Genomic DNA, 20,759 nt, shown 5'->3' with positions numbered 1-20,759 from the left:
ATATAAATAACGTAGACGAAAGTGGTTAATATCTAATATAATATAAACAAAATTAAATTTTGTTTATATTATGGAGGTGAAGTAATGGGGAGATTTAATAATAAGATTGCTATTATTACGGGGGGGGCAAGTGGTATTGGCAGGGCGTTGGCAAGCCGTTGTGCTGCGGACAATATGAAAATTGTACTTGCCGATATCGAAGAGGAAGCCCTGTATAAAGCTGATAAGGAGCTAACAGAGACAGGTGCAACTGTCTTGAGTGTTGTGACAGACGTAGGGAATGAAGGTCATATCCACACCCTCGCTGAAAAAACACTGAGCTCCTTTGGGGGCGTTCAACTGTTGTTCAATAATGTTGGAGTTGGTGGAGGATCTAATATATGGAGCAGTTCCATTGCTGACTGGCAATGGGTATTAAATGTGAATTTATGGGGCTCTATTTATACTACGCGGGTATTTGTGCCGATTATGTTGGAATTGCAAGAAGATTGCCATATTGTCAACACCGCTTCTCGGGCAGGACTCGAAACTGGTCCAGGCAATAGTATTTATCGTGTAAGCAAGCATGCATTAGTCAGCTTGACGGAAACGCTCTATCACGAATTAAAGCTAACTCAATCACGAATTGGAGTGTCCTTACTTTGCCCTGGATTTGTTAACACGCGAATCTGTGATGCGGGACGTAACCGACCTTCTGAGTACAGTAAGCCTGGTGATATCACACCCCCTTCTCCACAAGAGAGTATGATTATTGAATTTATTAGAGCTGGTGTGGAGCAGGGGGTGTCTCCTGATCAAGTAGCGGCATTTACCTTTAATGCCATTGAACACAACAAGTTTTACATCCTGCCTGATTCAGAAAGTAAGGAAGCCATACAACAACGGATGGAACACATTTTGAACGAGCAGAACCCTACATTTATAATACCGGAAACGAAAGAATAAAAGCCTTGAGTAACCTATTACTAGGAGCAATAATAAGCACCTGTCTCTCCATTTTAAGGAGGTGTAGGTGCTTAATTAATGTTGTAGCGATGTCAACAGATTTCCTTTGTAGAAAGCATTTTTGCATAACATAGGTCTGTATGACTATACGTTTCTATTTTAACTTCTCCAGGAATCAGGAACCGGTTCACAACATCAAAATAACGATCGGGATCGCAAGAATGAACATTATGACCACACTGTTCAAATATAGAAAGTGTTGCGTCAGGTCGTCTGGATACCAGAAGAGCAGCTTGATTCGAGTCCAACACAAAGCTATTTTGACCGTGAATAAGCAGTAAAAGACAAGGAGAGAAGAGCCAATCCTCCCATCCTACTTCATTGATATTCTGCTGCGAAATACCCAGACCTAACAGATCAGATCGGAATCCCAACCGAGCTCATCCTGAAATACACTTCCTGCAAAGTAATGCATAGACTTAAACGCCAGCATGCTTTAGTGATTCTTTCAGTTTATCCAATGTGTCAGAGCGCACAGGAAGTTTCTTTGCGAAGGATAGATTGGCGTAAATTTTAATCCAATGTCTCCCATAATGACAGCATTAACCAGCTAAGGGTGTCGAGCCGCTAACTGATAAGCATTAGTTCCACCTAACGAATGCCCAACTATGGTTACGTATTTCCCACCTAGTTCTATATGAACCAAGTTCAATATGTCGTTAGTTTATATAGCTATCTCTGGAATAATCGAAATCAGGTGTATGATCACTCCATCCATGTCCTCTTTGGTTAAGATCAATTCCACGCCTTTTCTTGAATTGAGCAGCTAATGGGTAAGTATAACCATGACATTGAAAATAAGGGGTAACATTTAACAAGAAAGTTATACGTTCGGATATTTATTAAGTGCATTAATATTAACTGGGTTAAATTTAAAATATATAAATACTTTTATGTTTATATTGAAACGATGACAGTTAATACCCAGTATTAGCAGCGAAAATTGTCTGCTTTTACATGGACTAATTTATATTTTTTCTACTAAGGGTGGACAAGGCTGCGAAGCTGCGTTACCCTATAAACAGGTGAATAATACCAGATCAAAATATGGAGATTTACAGGGTCAATCGTACACGAGGTTAAGCAAGAGGCCTATCTATGGGCTGATTTCTGATCATGATTATGAGACTTTTTTCTTATTTGGGAATGGCAAGAGCATGAAGTTCAGGCGTTGTCGAAGGCATTTAATAACTAGCTATTTTATGTGAATTTTATGCGTTAATGGCTTATAATCGGGAGCATTTGACTCGAGAGGTTATCAGGTGATGACCACGATGTCGGGACGAAAGCAAGTACAATATCGACAAAATTATGAATTTTTTTATAGTCGAACTTCGCTGACATTTGTGTTAGGCTGTAATCGACAAGTAAGTTATTCGCCTTAATATAATTTATAGTAAACCATATTGTTAAATACCCAGATTAACGTATATAATACGTCATACGTCGTATAATTCATGAGCTTATCTAATGTCGATTCTTGGAGTCTATATTTCTTAACCATATTTTATATCATTTATGTTAAGGAGGTGAACAGACTGCTTCCAGAAGCAACGCTCAATAAGAATCATATATGATCATCTGACAATGTTGCCCCATTATGGTCAGGGACATGGATATTTTCCACACCACAGCTATTTATGAATTCCCCAAGAAACATTACACCTATCTAACTTCACATCACATTTATGTTTCTATTCTGCTACTCATTCAGACACTTTTGCCAGGCGCTTCTAAACGTCTCCCAACTTCATACAGCAACGAACTCCTACTTTTCTGCGGAGATGTTTGCAAGCTCATCCTGAAATTTTTCAATTGGTTGTTTCAAAAACGCCAGAATATTTCATTATTAGGGGAGAGTCTACGTGAACGTGAATCCTAACAGATTGTTTCCTTTGACGCAAGCACAACGCAGAATTTGGTACATGGAAATGATGCATCCGAATACGTCTGCTTCTACAGTTGCCGGAACGTTATACATACGAGGCAAGGTAGATTTGGAAGTTTTAAAACAAGCCGTTTATTTGGTTATCAAGCAGCATGATGCTTTCCGTATTCAAATCAAGTCGGAAGACAACCAGCCTATGCAGTGGTTTAGGCCTGAAGAAGAGGTCATTCCTGAAATTGAGTATTTGGAATGGGACAATTTTGTGGAGGCTGAGGCTTGGTTAGAGCAATTTAATCTTGTTCCCACGAGCATTTTTGATGATAAGTTATATCATACCGTTATTTTTAACATTAACAACGAAGAACACTGGTTTAACCTCAAGATTAATCATATCATTGCAGATGGTGTCTCTTCTCACCTTATAGCTAACAAAATTATGCAAAACTATACAGCTATAGCAAGTCATACGATGCCTTCAGAAGACAAGAAAAGCACTTATTTTGACTACATATTTGCAGAGCAAGAATATGAGAAGTCGGAAAGATATATGAAAGACCGTGCATTCTGGCTGGATAAATTCCGCACGATGCCGGAAATGATGGGAATTAAACCGTATCCGCCTTTCTCGATCGGAACAGAAGCACAGAGGTCTAGCTACATATCCGTGGCAGGAGAACAATACGAACAACTACAACGATTCAGTGAACAGCATAATATCAGCTTGTTTACTTTATTTTTGGGTGCGTTATATGCTGTTCTTTACAAAACATCAGGAAACGAAGATATTGCAATTGGCACAGCCTATGCGAACCGAACATCAAAGCAAGATAAAGATACACTTGGTATGTTCGTAAGTACGGTAGCAACTCGATTGTCAATAGACCCCGATCAAGATTTGATCACATTTCTACATATGGTATCTAAAGAGCAGAAGTCCATACTTCGCCACCAAAAATACCCGTATAACAAGCTAATCCTCGACCTGCGCGAAGAGTACAACAATATCGACATCCAGGATTTATATCGTATCTCCATCGATTACCTGCCTATTCACTGGACAAGCTATGGCGATCTATCTGTCCGGCAGCGGAGCAGCTTCTGCGGTCATGAAGCAGATGATTTTGCCGTTCACGTTGAAGATATGCTGGATGATCACCAGCTGATGATCAGTATTGATTATCGAATTCAACTGTTTGAAGAGCAAGAAATGATCCGAATAATGGAGCAGATGCTAACTATTGTGGAGCAGGTTTTACACAATTCGCAGCAGACTATGCGCCAACTGTCCATGCTTAACGAGAAAGAATCCAACATCATCTTGACGCAATTTAATGAGCCAAGAGCTGATTATCCAAGAGACAAGACGGTGCATCAACTGTTCGAGGAGCAGGCGGACCGCACACCAGACGAAATTGCGGTCGTATACGCTGAACAGCATTTGACTTATCGCGAATTAAATACGCGTGCGAATAGCCTAGCACGAACCTTACGTGCGCAAGGCGTAACACCGGAGCAGCTCGTCGGAATTATGGTAGACCGTTCCTTGGAGATGATCGTCGGCATACTGGCCATTCTGAAGGCTGGTGGAGCTTACGTTCCGATCGATCCTGAATATCCGGAGGAACGTATTCGGTATATGCTGGAGGATTCTGATGCCCATGTATTGGTCAGCCAGGGTCACCTGCACAGTCGTGTAACCTTTACGGGTACTTGGATTCTGGTTGACGACGAAAGCTCCTATCTTGCGGATAGCAGCAATTTGAAGCCTGTAAACGAACCCGCTCATCTGTCCTATGTCATTTATACTTCGGGAACTACAGGGAAACCCAAGGGTGTAATGATTGAGCACAGGCAGTTAGTTGCAATGGCGAACGCTTGGAAGCGTGAATATCGCTTGAACGAAGCAGGATTCAGATTGCTGCAATGGGCGAGCTTTTCATTCGATGTCTTTACAGGTGATATGGTTCGAACACTGTTGTTTGGCGGGCAGCTTGTTCTTTGCCCGAATGAAGCAAGGGCGAACCCATCTGCGCTTTGTGAGTTGATTGGGAAGCATCACATACAGATGTTTGAGTCGACACCAGCCCTTGTGATCCCGTTGATGGAGCATGTGTACGAAAACAGGATCGACATCAACAGTCTGAAGTTGCTAATTGTCGGTTCGGATCATTGTCCGACAAGTGAGTTCCGCAAGCTGAACGAGCGTTTCGGCTCGCAAATGCGCATATTAAACAGCTACGGTGTAACAGAAGCGTGCGTGGATGCTTGTTATTATGAGCAAACTTCTTCGAATGCGTTATCCATTTTACCAATTGGCAAGCCAATGCCTGCCGTTACCATGTATATTTTGGACAGCAATCAGTCCCTGCAGCCTATTGGACTTGCTGGAGAGCTTTATATTGGTGGTGCAGGAGTTGGGCGCGGTTATTTGAACCAATCGGATCTAACAGATGAGAAATTCGTAGATGATCCGTTCAGTCCAGGAGCGCTGATGTACCGCACTGGTGACTTGGCCAAATGGCTTCCTGATGGCAACATTGAATATTTGGGACGCATAGACTATCAGGTGAAAATTAGAGGTTACCGGATTGAAATTGGAGAAATTGAGACGCAGCTGCTTAAACAGGCGCATGTGCGTGAAGCGGTAGTTATTGCACGTGAGGATCATGAAGGTCCGAAGGAATTATGTGCTTATTATGTAGCAGACAACGAGTTGACTGTACATGAATTGCGTGAAGCCCTGGCTGAAGATCTTCCAGCCTATATGATTCCATCATATTTTGTGCGTATGGATCGGTTGCCGCTTACGCCAAACGGAAAAGTAGACCGTAAAGGGTTGCCAGCACCAGAAGGGGAGGCACATACCGGATCGGAATATGTTGCACCTCGTACGGAAGCTGAGCACACATTGGTAAATGTTTGGCAGACTGTGCTTGGTGCGCAGCGTGTCAGCGTGCTGGATCATTTCTTTGCGCTTGGAGGCGACTCCATCAAATCGATACAGGTCGCTTCACGTTTGCAGCAGGCAGGTTATAAGCTTGAGATTCGGGATTTATTCAAATATCCGACGATCGCACAATTAGCCCCTCAGATGCAGTTGATCGTGAGAAGAGCGGAGCAGGGTGAAGTGAGCGGATCGGTGGAGCTAACTCCTATTCTGCGCTGGTACTTTGGACAGAATGCCGCAGATATGCACCATTACAATCAATCTGTCATGCTGTATCGGGAAAATGGGTTTGACGAAGCTGCATTACGTAAGGCTCTTAACAAGTTAGTAGAGCACCATGACGCGCTGCGGATTGTGTTCCGACGCACTGCAGAAGGATCATGTACAGCCTGGAATCGCAGCGTACAAGAAGGCGAACTGTTCAAGTTGGATGTGGTCGATTATACAAGCAATGCTGGAATGGAACAGATGCTTGCGGCAAAGGCTGAAGAGATACAGAGCAGCATCGATCTCGAGACAGGGCCATTGGTACGCGGGGGATTGTTCCATTGCTTGGATGGCGATCATTTGTTGATTGTCATTCACCATGCTGTTATTGATGGTGTGTCCTGGCGTATATTGCTGGAGGATATTACTGCTGGATACGAACAGGCTTTGCAGGGCGAAGTAATTCGTCTGTCCGCAAAGACCGATTCCTTCCGCACTTGGTCCAAGCAGCTAGTACAATACGCTGACACTACAGATTTACAGCAGGAACAACAATACTGGAGGCATATTACACAGTTGGATGTCCTGCCATTACCAACAGACACGGTAGAGACGTACGCATTGCAGCTTGATAGCGAATCCGTCACCGTCACATGGAGCAGGGAACAGACGGAACAACTCCTGAAGCAAGTTCACGGCGCCTATAATACGCAGATGAATGATATCTTATTGGCAGCTCTAGGTTTGGCGATACACAGGTGGAGTGGTCATGATCGTATCCTCGTTAATCTAGAGGGACATGGTCGTGAATCTATTTTACCAGACATAGACATTACACGAACGATTGGCTGGTTTACTAGCGAATATCCGGTAGTGCTTGAACTGCTGCCAGACACGGGTCTAGGCAACTGGATCAAACAAACTAAAGAAAATCTCAGACATATTCCGAACAATGGTATTGGTTACGGCATATGCCGCTACATGATCAATGATGTGGAACCTCTTGATGAGTGGGGGGCAGCACCACAGATCAGCTTTAACTATTTGGGTCAATTCGACCAAGATTTCCAGCAAAATGGGTTGGCTATGTCTTCTTATTCCACCGGTCGTGATATTAGTGGTGAGCAAGCTCGTCCGTACCTACTAGATATGAACGGGATGATCTCAGATGGTGTATTGAAGTTCGATATTAGCTACGGCCGCACTCAATATCACTGCGATACGATGAATCGGTTAGCCGTGTTGTTTGAGGAAAGCCTACAGGAAATTATTGCGCATTGTGCAGCCAAAGAGCGATCAGAACTAACGCCAAGCGACGTCACCTTGCAGCATATTAGCTTACACGAATTGGAACGAATCATTGAGCAGACAACGGATATTGGGGTAGTTGAAGATATCTATTCCTTAACGCCAATGCAAAAGGGCATGTGGTTCCATACAGCTTTAAATCAGCAGACGGGGGCGTATTTTGAGCTGACACGCTTTACGCTGCAAGGCGATCTTAATATCGGAGCCTTTGCTGACAGCTGGAATGCACTTACAGCCCGACATAGCGTATTACGCACAAACTTCCAAATGGGTTCCGATGGTGAACCTTTACAAGTCGTATTTCAAAATAAACGAATTGGATTTACGTTTGAAGATTTGCGCGGGATGGAACCGGAAGAACAAGCGGCATACATGGAGAAAGCAGTTGGAAGAGAAAGAACTCGTGGCTTTGATCTGGAATGTGGCGAACTGATGCGTGTGATGGTACTGCGAACCGCAGAACATACTTATCAGGTGTTCTGGAGTTCTCATCATATTTTAATGGACGGCTGGTGTTTGCCACTTGTTGCAAAAGAAGTGTTTGACACTTACGCAGCTTACGTGTGGAACAAGCAGCCTATGCTGAATACAGCTCCATCGTACAATCAGTATATCCGATGGCTGGAACAGCAGAATGAAGTGGCGGCCGCAGCATATTGGACGGCATACTTGGCTGGATACGATGAGCCGGTAGCACTGCCGCAAGCCAAAGCGTATGGTCAAAACGAGACGTATGCCGCTGGACAAGTCGTATGCCAGCTCGGGAAAGACTTGAGTGCAGCCGTTAATCGAGCCGCAACTCAGCATCAAGTAACGTTAAATACACTGCTGCAAGCAGCGTGGGGCGTTCTTTTACAAAAGTATAACCGGACTACGGATGTCGTGTTTGGTGGTGTTGTGTCAGGTCGCCCGGCTGAATTGAACGGAATAGAAGAAATGATCGGATTGTTTATTAATACGATTCCGGTTCGTGTGCGCAGTGAGGCCAATACTCCTTTTATAGACGTGATGACGCAGCTTCAAGAGCAGGCGTTGACATCTGCAAAGCATGATTACTTCCCGTTGTATGAGATTCAGGCACAAAGCGCACTGAAGCAAGATATGATCAACCACATCATGGTGTTTGAAAACTATCCGATGGAGCAAATGGAACAATTGGAAAGCTTGGACGGCAAAGGGCTTAAGCTGACGGATGTGACGGTCTCGGAGCAGACGAATTATGACCTGAACCTGATCATCGTACCAGGCGATAATATCGCTATTCGTCTTGATTATAATGAGCATACGTTTGACCGTGCTGCGATGGAGCTGTTGAAAGGGCATATCTTACATGTACTGGAGCAGATCTCAGCTAATCCATACGTAACTGTAAGCGAATTGGAGCTTGTGACAACCGATGAGAAAGCGGAAATTCTAAACGTGTTTAACGACACAGCTACCGCTTATTCTCGGGAAAAGACGATCCATCAGCTCTTTGAAGAGCGGGTTGTGCAGTCACCTAATGCAATTGCAGCGATGTTTGGAGATGAGCAGCTTACTTATTCGCAGCTGAATTCAGCAGCTAATCGGATGGCTCATCGACTTCGGACATGTGGGGTAATAACGGGATCGCTAGTAGGTATTTGCGCAGAACGATCTTTTGAGATGCTGATTGGATTGCTTGCCATTCTTAAAGCAGGCGGGGCATATGTGCCGATCGATCCGGCTTACCCGCAAGAGCGGATCACCACGATGATAGAGGATACAGCCATCAATGTGTTATTGACGCAGGAGCATCTTCAAGCCAACTTGCCAACGCAGATCGAAATTCTACTACTCAACCATGATGTAGAAACAGCAGCTGATGATACTGCCCAATCCAATTTAACGAGTGAAGTAACGGGTGATGATCTAGCCTATATCGTTTATACGTCCGGTTCAACGGGTATGCCAAAAGGCGTTTGTGTTACACATCGTGGTGTTGTACGGCTTGTCAGCTCTACAACGTATGTGGATATTAACGAGTCGGATGTGTTTTTACAAGGCTCTACGATATCGTTTGATGCGGCCACATTTGAAATATGGGGGAGCTTGCTGAACGGTGCAGCTCTTGCCATCTTGCCTGCGGGCGACTTGTCCCTCACGGACTGGACACTTGCTATGCGGACACATGGAGTAAGCATTTTATGGTTGACAGCAGGATTGTTCCAAGTGATGGTAGAGCATCAACTAGAGGGCTTGCAAGGAATTAAGCAGTTATTGGTAGGCGGCGATGTCGTATCCTCGCAGCATGCTCGTAAGGTGCTGGAGCTGTACAGCGGAATACGACTGATTAATGGTTATGGGCCTACGGAAAATACGACCTTTACATGCTGCCACGATATTACACTTGCCGATTTAGAGAGTACTTCCATTCCGATTGGACGTCCGATCGGCAGCACGAAAGTATATGTGCTTGATGAGTCAGGCAAGCTTTTGCCGACAGGGGTAATAGGCGAACTATACACGGGCGGAGATGGTTTAGCGCGCGGTTACTTAAACCGACCTGAGTTGACCGCAGAAAAATTCGTGGAAGTTCCATTCCTTCAAGGGGAAAGGTTATATCGAACAGGGGATTTGGCACGGTGGCTTCCTGACGGCACGATTGAATATATGGGTCGCAGCGACGAACAGGTTAAAATAAGAGGTTTCCGAATCGAATTAGGCGAGGTACTGACACATTTGCTAAAAGTGGAGGCCGTGCGTGAAGCAATTGCGGTGGCAGTAGAGGATACCAGTGGGCAGAAAGTGCTGTGTGCTTACTTTACAGCTGACGACAAGCTGGCTGCAGCCGAGCTGAAAGCCGTTTTATCCGAACAATTGCCTTCCTATATGGTTCCCTCACACTTTGTGCAAATTGAAGAAATGCCACTTACACCTAACGGAAAAGTAGATCGGAAGGCTTTGCCTTTGCCAGAAGAAGGACTTATCGCAAGTGAGCAAATTCAGCCACGGACGCCGTTAGAAGCCAAGCTTGCACAGCTTTGGCAGGACGTGCTTGGACTAGAACATGTTGGTATCACGGATTCGTTCTTTGACATTGGTGGGCACTCGCTGCGTGCAACTACACTTGTTAGCAAGCTGCATCAAGAGATGAATGTGATAATGCCGCTGCGGGATGTGTTCCGCTACTCTACGATTGAAGAAATGGCGCAAGTTATTAGTCAGATGGAGCATCAAGCCTACAACACGATTCCTCTGACAGAGATGCGAGACTGGTATCCAGTATCCTCGGCTCAGAAGAGACTCTTTATCTTGCATCAAATGGAAGGCGCTGAACAGAGCTACAACATGCCAGCTGTACTGACTATGGACGGAGTGTTGGATCGCGAGCGGTTCGCAGCGGCATTTCATAAACTCATTCAGCGGCATGACACGCTCCGGACAGGCTTCGAGATGATTAATGGCGAGCCTGTGCAAAGAATACATGAGCATGTTGAGATTATTGTTGATTATTGGCAGTCTGGTGAGGCGGAAGCCGAGCATATCATCCGTCAATTCATTCGTACGTTCGCTCTTGAAACGCCTCCGCTGCTGCGTGTGGGTTTGATCGAGCTGGCACACGACCGACATCTTCTTTTATTTGATATGCATCACATTATTTCAGATGGAGCTTCGATTGGTATTTTACTTGATGAGTTTGTGGCTTTGTATAGCGGAGAAGAGCTTGCTCCACTACGCATTCAATATAAAGATTACGCGGTATGGCAGCAATCTGCTTCCTTCCGGTCGCAGATGGAAGTGCAAAGAGCGTACTGGCAGGGAGCATTAAGCGGTGAACTGCCTGTCCTGCAGTTGTCTTCAGACTTTACACGCCCTACATTCCGCAGTTATGAGGGTAACACGCACGAGTTTACCATTGATGTGGAGAAGCTGGGTCAGTTAAAGCAGCTGGCAGCCGAAACAGGTACAACCTTGTACATGATGCTAATGGCACTGTATACAGCAATGCTGCACAAATATACGAGTCAAGAAGATATCATCGTGGGGATGCCAATTGCAGGAAGAACACATGGTGATGTGCAGCCACTCATTGGTATGTTTGTGAATACCCTTGCGATTCGCAATTATCCAGCGGGCGAGAAGACGTTTATGTCTTATTTAAAAGAGGTTCAGCAAACAACTCTGCAGGCATATGAATATCAGGATTATCCGTTTGAGGAATTGGTTGACAACATTCAAGTTACGCGTGATGTAAGCCGGAATCCCGTATTTGATACGGTTTTAGTGCTGCAAAATACAGAGCAGGGCGAGTGGGCAATAGAAGGACTTCGTGTGACACCGCAGATGGCATCACATCCCGTTGCAAAATTTGATCTTACGCTGCAAGTGGAGGAAGGCGAAGCCGGGCTTACGTGCAGCATGGAGTATGCAACTGCTTTGTACAAGCAGGATACGATAGCACGAATGTCTCAGCATTTTAGTCAGTTGATAGACGGTGTTATTCTACAGCCTTCTGCTCGATTGGATCAGTTAGATATGGTGACAGCACAAGAAAGGATTCAATTGATCGAACAGTTCAACGATACGGACGCAGAGTATCCGCGAGATCATACGATCCATCGTTTGTTTGAAGAGCAAGCTGAGCGTACGCCGGATGCGATCGCCGTAGTTGCTCCAGATGCAACATTAACCTACAAAGAATTAAACGAACGAGCGAACCGCTTGGCATGGATGCTGCGTTCACAAGGTGTACAGGCAGATACATTGGTTGGAATAATGGCAGAGCGCACCTCGAGTATGCTGATTGGACTTCTTGCCATATTAAAAGCGGGAGGAGCTTACGTTCCAATTGATCCAGAGTATCCGGAAGACCGTGTTAGCTATATGCTTGAAGATTCCGGTACAACTGTACTATTGCTGCCACGTCATTTAAGGGAGCAAGTTACGTATAACGGAACTATCCTATTCTTGGATGAAGAAGAAGCATACACTGCAAACAACTTGAATCTTCCAAACATTAATAAATCGTCAGATCTGGCCTATGTGATTTATACGTCGGGAACGACCGGTAAGCCGAAAGGAACCCTAATCGAGCATAAGAATGTCGTGCGGCTGTTGTTTAACAGCAGGAATCTGTTTGACTTTGGACCATCCGACACGTGGACACTGTTCCATTCCTTCTGCTTTGATTTCTCTGTCTGGGAAATGTATGGGGCTTTGTTATATGGCGGCAAGTTGGTAATTGTTCCGCAGCTTACAGCTAAAAATCCGGCAGCATTTATGGAATTACTTGCTGAACAGCAAGTAACGATCTTAAATCAAACGCCAACATATTTCTATCAATTGCTGCGTGAAGCATTGGCTGATGGCAGCCCAGAGCTGAAGATTAGACAAGTTATCTTTGGTGGTGAAGCGTTAAGTCCGCAATTGCTGCACGATTGGAGACAGAAATATCCGCATACCCAATTAATCAATATGTATGGAATTACGGAGACAACGGTTCATGTCACTTACAAAGAAATTACAGAACTTGAGATTGAACAGGCGAAAAGTAATATCGGATTCCCGATCCCTACATTGAAGATTTTCGTCCTTGACGCAAGTCGCCAATGCGTACCAATAGGTGTGGCAGGTGAAATGTATGTAGCGGGCGACGGATTGGCACGTGGGTACTTGCATCGTCCAGAACTGACAGCTGACAGATTCGTGGATCACCCGTGGGAACCAGATGCGAAGATGTATAAGACGGGTGACTTGGCGAGATGGCTGCCTGATGGCAACATCGAGTATTTGGGACGAATCGACCATCAGGTGAAAATTCGTGGTTATCGGATCGAACTAGGTGAAGTGGAAGCGCAGCTGTCCAAGCTTGATGCTGTGCGGGAAACAATCGTCATCGCGCGTGAAGATGCTGGCGGTGACAAGCAGTTGTGTGCTTATTTTGTAGCCGATCGTCTGCTCACGGTTGGTGAATTAAGAAGTGAACTGGCAGAAGAACTACCAGCTTACATGATCCCGGCCTATTTTGTTCAGCTGGAGCGCATGCCGCTCACCTCGAACGGGAAGGTGGATCGTAAAGCGCTGCCTGCACCTGAAGACAGTATCAATACGGGATCTGATTATACAGCTCCACGGTCACCCCTTGAGGCACAGCTTGCAGATATTTGGCAAGAAGTCCTTGGCTTGGCAATCGTCGGCGTGCAAGATAACTTCTTTGAAGTTGGTGGCCATTCCTTACGTGCTACGACGTTGATTAACAAAGTTCACGAGCAATTGCATGTTAATCTTCCGCTGCGAGAAGTATTCCGACTCCCTACGATTGAAGCTCAGGCAGCAGCTATTGCATCATTATACAATGAGCAGTCATCCTATTCTGCGATTCCAGTTGCGGAAGAGCAAGCTTACTACCCGGTTTCTTCTGCACAAAAACGGTTGTATATTCTACATCAGCTCGAGGGCGCGGAGCAAGGATATAACATGCCTGGCGTGATGCTGCTAGAAGGCCCGCTTGATCGAGATCGATTTGAAGCCGCCTTCCGGAAGCTGATCGCGCGTCACGATATTTTGCGTACCGGCTTTGAACTGGTACATGGCGAACCAGTGCAGCGAATCTATGGCGAAGTTGAGTTTGCAATTGCCTATATGGAAGCAAATGACGATCAAGTGCAAGAACTGTCCCGGCAATTTGTGCGTACGTTTGAGCTGGAGCAGCCGCCATTACTTCGACTTGGTTTGATTGAGCTTACAACTGAGCGACATGTGCTTCTGTTCGATATGCATCACATTATTTCAGATGGAGTCTCCATGGGTATTGTGCTGCAGGAGTTCGCTCTTCTGTACAGAGATGAGGCTGTTACACCGCTCAAAATACAGTACAAGGATTATGCCGTATGGCAGCAAGCCACATCACAGCAGGATCGTATGAAAGAGCAGGAAACATATTGGCTTGAAGTATTTCATGGCAATCTGCCTATTTTGGAATTGCCGACAGACTATGCGCGGCCAACGATGCAAAAATATGACGGGCTAACGTATCCATTCCGGATCGACCAGCAGCAGAGTCAAGCTTTGCACGAAATCGCTGCAAATACAGGAACTACCTTATATATGGTGCTGCTGGCTGCCTACACGATCTTGCTCCATAAATACACGGGTCAAGAAGATATTGTGGTGGGTACTCCTATAGCAGGCAGAACACACGTTGATGTCCAGCCCCTTATTGGGATGTTCGTAAACACGTTAGCGATCCGCACAAATCCAGAAAGTCATAAAACGTTCCGGTCCTATTTAGATGAGATTAAGGATATGATGTTGGGTGCTTATGAGCACCAGAATTATCCGTTTGAACAGTTGGTGGAGAACTTGGAGCTGACGAGGGATTTAAGCCGCAATCCATTGTTTGATACTATGTTTGCTTTGGACAATACAGATAGCAAGGACTATTCGTTAGGTGAGCTTCGGATGAAGCCATATCCACAGGAATATAAAGTATCCAAATTCGATCTTAGTCTGGACGTATCGACAGACGAGCAGGGCTTGGATTGCAGCATGGAGTATGCAACTGCTTTATTTGCTTCAGATACGGTCGAAAGAATGGCGAAGCACTTTGGGCATTTAATCGGAGCAATTATTGATAACCCTGAGGCGAAGCTGGACGAACTCGGCATAATGACGACAGAGGAGCAAGCAGCTGTCTTATCGCTTTATGATGCAGCCGCCGCATTCCCGTCAGGAGATACCATTCATCGCCTGTTTGAAGAACAAGCAGCGCGTACGCCAGATCAGGTAGCTGTTGTATATGAGAATGAACAGCTCACGTATCAAGAGTTAAACGAACGCACGAATCGGCTGGCGAGGTCGTTGCGTCATCAAGGTCTCAGTCCTGATCAGCTTGTTGGTATAATGGCGGATCGTTCGCTTGATATGATTGTCGGCACTTTAGCAGTGCTAAAGGCTGGCGGAGCTTACGTTCCAATCGATCCTGAATATCCGGAAGATCGTATTCGCTACATGCTGGAGGATGCGAACGCTCAGATACTCCTGACCCAGAGCCATCTGCAGACCAAAGTGTCGCATGCAGGCGCTTGGATCATGATCGATCAGCCTGAATTTTATCACGAAGACAGCTCTAATTTGGAACTGGTTAATGTGGCAACGGATCTGTGTTATGTCATTTATACGTCAGGAACAACAGGGAATCCAAAAGGGGTTATGATCGAACACAGGCATCTAGTCGCTATGTCCAGTGCTTGGAAAGTGGAATATGACTTGCAGGAGTCAGGCATTCGATGGCTGCAATGGGCGAGCTACTCATTTGACGTATTTTCCGGTGATATGGCTCGTGCGCTGCTGCATGGTGGAGAATTAGTCATTTGTCCAACAGAGGCACGCGCAAATCCCGCTGATATTTGCGAGCTTATTCGTAAACATGATATTCAAATGTTCGAGTCTACGCCTGCACTAGTTATTCCACTAATGGAACATGTGTATGAGCACCAACAAGATATCAGCAGTCTGAAAATGTTGATTATAGGCTCAGATCTTTGCCCAACACAGGAATTCCAGAAGCTGCTAGATCGGTTTGGTGTACAGATGCGGATCATCAACAGCTACGGGGTTACAGAAGCGTGCGTTGATGCTTGTTATTACGAGACCTCATCGACGGCCTCTGTACGAGCACTGCCAATAGGCAAACCACTTCCTGCTGTCAGAATGTATATTTTGGATGCTAAGCAAGCTATTCTGCCACTCGGCCTCACTGGAGAATTGTACATCGGCGGAGCCAGCGTTGGTCGCGGCTATTTGAATCGACCGGAGCTTTCGGCCGAGAAGTTCATCGAAGATCCATTCCGACCAGGGGAGCACATGTATCGAACTGGTGATTTGGCAAGATGGCTGCCAGACGGCAACATGGAATTAATCGGCCGAATGGATCATCAAGTTAAAATTCGTGGATACCGCATTGAGATAGGCGAGGTGGAGTCTCACCTCCTGCGAGTAGGCGATGTGCGCGAAGCTGTCGTTGTTGCCAGAGATGATGATAGCGGCCGTAAAATGCTTTGTGCCTATTACACATCTGATCGCATGCTGACGACAGGCGAGCTCAGAGACGCATTGGGACAAGAGCTTCCAGGTTACATGATTCCGGCGCATTTTGTGCAGCTAGACCGTTTACCGTTGACGCCTAACGGCAAGATCGACCGCAAAGGTTTACCTACGCCAGAAGGCGGAGCATATTCAGGAATGGAATACACGGCGCCTCGAACGGCAGCCGAGAAGGTATTGGCCAACGTCTGGCAGACCGTATTAAATACAGAACGTGTCGGGATCATGGATCATTTCTTCGAACTTGGCGGCGATTCCATCAAGTCGATTCAAGTGTCCTCTCGATTGCATCAGGCGGGTTACAAGCTGGAAATACGCGATTTATTCAAATTCCCGACAATTGCGCAATTAAGTCCGCATCTGCAATTACTTGCCAGAATAGCTGATCAAGGTGAGGTGTCTGGGGAAGCAGAGCTGACTCCGATCCAACGCTGGTACTTTGAGTTGGAACTCGCTGACCCGCATCATTACAACCAAGCGATCATGCTGTATCGTGCAGATGGTTTTGATGAGACTGCGCTGCGCAAGTCACTTATGCAGCTGGTGGAGCACCATGATGCTTTACGGATGGTATTCCGCAAGACGGCGCAAGGATACGTCGCATGGAATCGATCTATCGCTGAAGGTGAACTGTATAGCTTCACTGTGGAGGATTTTACAGGTGAAGCAAACGTGGAACAAGCGATTGAAGTCCGGGCCAATGAGATTCAAGCCAGCATGGACTTACAAACAGGGCCATTAGTGAAGGCAGCATTGTTCTGCTGTGCCCAAGGTCATCATTTGTTAATCACGATCCATCATGCGGTTATTGACGGAGTCTCATGGCGTATTCTGCTTGAAGATCTTGCTGAGGGCTATGAACAAGCAAGCAAAGGTGAAGAAATTCGCTTGCCGTCCAAGACAGATTCCTATCTTGTCTGGTCACAGCAGCTTGTCTCTTATGCAGCAAGTGAGGCGTTAAACAAGGAACGTCTTCACTGGGAACATATTGTTCTCGCTGCCCCTGCCTCACTTCCTAAAGATTTTGAAGCGGCTGTCAGCTTGCAGCAGGACAGTGAATCTGTGGTCGTGGAATGGAATTCAGTGGAGACAGAGCAGCTTTTGAAGCAAGTTCACCGGGCATACAATACAGACATGAACGACATTTTGCTGACAGCCTTGGGCTTGGCGCTTCGGGAATGGAGCGGACTTGAGCGAGTGTTGGTTAATCTGGAAGGACATGGACGGGAGCCAATCGTATCGGATATCGATGTTTCTAGAACCGTTGGCTGGTTCACGAGCGAGTATCCCGTACTGCTTGAACTGGAATCGGATCGAAGCCTTTCCTACCTCCTCAAAAAGGTGAAGGAAGATTTACGTCGGATTCCGAATAAAGGAATCGGTTACGGCATTTGCCGTTATTTGGCTGAATCTAATTCTGAATATGAAGCAGGCCCTAAATGGGGAGTTGCTCCTGAAGTAAGTTTTAACTACCTGGGACAATTTGACCAGGATTTACAGAACAATGGTTTCGAGCTGTCATCTTATGCTAGCGGTGATTATGCAAGTCGTAAGCAAGTTCGTCCATATTTACTTGATATAAATGGTGCTATTGCCAATGGTGCACTCTCTTTTGATTTGAGCTATAGCAAGCATGAATATCGCAAAGAGACCGTTGAGCGGTTGGCCAAGTATTTGCAAATCAGTCTGCAGGATATCATCACGCATTGTTTGTCGCAACAACATGCGGAGTTGACGCCTAGCGATGTTCTACTACAAGGGCTGAGCATTGAGGACATGGAGCAGATCGTCGCCGACACCAAACATATCGGTGAGATCGAAAATATGTACATGTTGACGCCGATGCAAAAAGGCATGTGGTTCCATAGTGTCATAGACGGACAGGCAAGTGCCTATTTTGAGCAGACACGCTTTACCCTAGAAGGTGAACTGGACGTGGATGTGTTCATCAATAGTCTAGAAGTGCTAGCTAATCGACATTCTGTTTTGCGGACAAACTTTTACAGTTGGCACGGAGAACCATTACAAGTGGTGTTCCGAGATAGACATATTGAATTTACACATGAGGATATGCGCGCATATCCATTAGCCGAGCAGGTAGCCTTTATGGAAGAGATTGTAGCTCGTGATAAGCAGCGTGGCTTTAATCTGGAGCAAGATGCACTTGTACGTGTAACGCTTGTTCAAATTAGCCATACAAGATCTCATGTACTATGGAGCTCTCATCATATTTTAATGGACGGCTGGTGCCTGCCGCAGTTGACAGAAGAATTGTTTGATAGCTATTCGCTCTTTATGAAGCAGCCAGATAGTCCAGCAGCCAGCGCAGAGAGTAATCTGTCACCTTACAGCCAATATATTGAATGGTTGGCGCAGCAAGATGCAGAAACTGCAGCGCAATATTGGGATGACTACTTAGCAGGCTATGACCAGCAGACAGTCGTACCACGCAGCAGCACGACGGATCGCAGTGGAGCGCCTTATGTACTGGCTCACGCCTCTGCTAACTTGAGTGCCGAATTGAGCTCGCGTATGCAGCGCGTGGCAAAGCAGCATCAAGTAACATTAAACACACTGGTACAAGCGGCATGGGGCATTCTGCTGCAGAAGTACAATGGCACAGAAGACGTCGTGTTTGGAAGTGTCGTATCGGGAAGACCTGCAGAAATTGCTGGTATTGAATCGATGATTGGTTTGTTTATTAACACCATTCCAGTTCGCGTATCCTGCGAAGCAGATACTGCGTTTGCTGAGGTGATGCAGCAACTGCAAGAGCATGCGCTGGAGTCGGGTCGATACGATTATTACCCGCTGTACGAGATACAGGCCAGAAGTACACAAAAGCAGGATTTGGTCAACCATATTATGGTATTTGAGAATTATCCGGTTGATGAGCGGATGGAACAAGCTGGCGACGACAATGACAGATTGACCATTACAGACGTCCAGGTTGCAGAGCAGACAAACTATGACTTCAATTTGATGATCGTACCGGGTGAAACACTTGTTGTACGGTTTGATTACAACAGTCAAGTTTATGAACCCGCAAGTATGGAGCGGCTGCAAAGTCATTTGCAGCATGTGCTTGAGCAAGTGACGGCTAATCCGCGTATTGCCGTAGGCGAACTGGAGTTGGCAACCGCTGATGAGAAGGCGGAGCTGATGAAGTCGTTTAACGATACGGCGGCCGATTATCCGCAAGATCAGACGATTCACCGGATGTTCGAAGAGCAAACAGCTCTGACTCCGGATGCGATCGCGGTTATGTTCGGGGAAGAGGCACTAACCTATCGAGAGTTGAACGAACAAGCTAATCGCCTGGCACGAACGCTGCGTAACATCGGAGTGGTGCCAGATCAGATCGTTGGGGTGATGGCTGATCGTTCCCTGGAAATGATGGTGGGCATTATGGCCGTGCTGAAAGCAGGCGGCGCCTACGTGCCAATCGCACCGGATTATCCAGAAGAACGCATTCGTTATATGCTGGAAGATTCAAAAGCACAAGTCCTGCTCATTCAGGGCAGCTCGGGAGAAGGCCTTGACTTTGCCGGACGTGTCGTGCAATTGGATGACATTCACATGTACGATGCAGACGGCACGAACCTTGAATTGATCAACCAACCGCAGGATGCAGCATACGTGATCTACACATCAGGGACGACAGGTCGTCCGAAAGGCGTTATGGTGGAGCATACTTCCGTCCTCAATCGCCTGCTCTGGATGCAGAAGCGTTATGAGATCGGTGCGGAAGACACGATTATGCAAAAGACGGCGATTACGTTTGACGTCTCCGTCTGGGAGTTGTTCTGGTGGGCCTTTGTGGGCTCCAAGGTATGCCTGCTGCCGGTAGGCGGCGAGAAAAATCCGGCGGTCATACTGGAGACGATTGAACGTGAACGCATAACGACGATGCACTTCGTGCCATCTATGCTGCATGCCTTCCTCGAGCATGTGGAACAGCTGTCGCAGACCGAGCGTGAGCGCAGCTTGCAGCCGCTGCGGCAAGTGTTTACGAGCGGCGAAGCGCTGCTCGCATCACAAGTCGAGCGCTTCCAGCGCTTCATTGCACCTGTGAACGGGGCAAGGCTGATTAACCTGTACGGACCGACGGAAGCCACCGTCGACGTCACGTACTTTGATTGTGAAGCTGGCCAGCCATATGTGAGCGTACCGATCGGCAAGCCGATCGACAATACACGGATCTATATTGTAAGCGAACAAAATCAGCTGCAGCCTATTGGTGTGGCGGGTGAGCTGTGCATCGCGGGCGTGGGACTGGCGCGCGGCTACTGGATGCGGCCGGAGTTGACGGCGGACAAATTTGTGACGCTGCCGTCT

General features: G+C 46.4%; 3 protein-coding genes. 2 read left to right on the top strand and 1 reads right to left on the bottom strand.

Translation table 11 applies throughout. The features are described 5' to 3' along the window. Positions 1 to 84: 84 nt before the first annotated feature. Positions 85 to 945 carry an SDR family NAD(P)-dependent oxidoreductase gene (locus MH117_RS26180; RefSeq protein WP_239334035.1) on the top strand — a complete coding sequence of 287 codons (861 nt, stop codon included), beginning with the start codon at positions 85 to 87 and terminating at the stop codon, positions 943 to 945. Between the two features lie 92 nt (positions 946 to 1,037). On the opposite strand, the gene MH117_RS26175 is transcribed toward MH117_RS26180, so the two are convergent. Beyond that, positions 1,038 to 1,379, bottom strand: coding sequence for an alpha/beta fold hydrolase (locus MH117_RS26175; RefSeq protein ID WP_239334033.1), 342 nt, complete (start codon positions 1,377 to 1,379; stop codon positions 1,038 to 1,040). Positions 1,380 to 2,870: 1,491 nt separating this feature from the next. Here MH117_RS26175 and MH117_RS26170 point away from each other — a divergent pair. Then, a partial coding sequence (locus tag MH117_RS26170) for a non-ribosomal peptide synthase/polyketide synthase (protein ID WP_239334031.1) occupies positions 2,871 to 20,759 on the top strand: 17,889 nt, incomplete at its 3' end.

It is taken from the genome of Paenibacillus sp. ACRRX (genome assembly GCF_022346885.1).
In the GTDB taxonomy this organism is placed as follows: Bacteria; Bacillota; Bacilli; order Paenibacillales; family Paenibacillaceae; genus Paenibacillus_B.
This window is presented reverse-complemented; position numbering and strand designations above follow the sequence as displayed.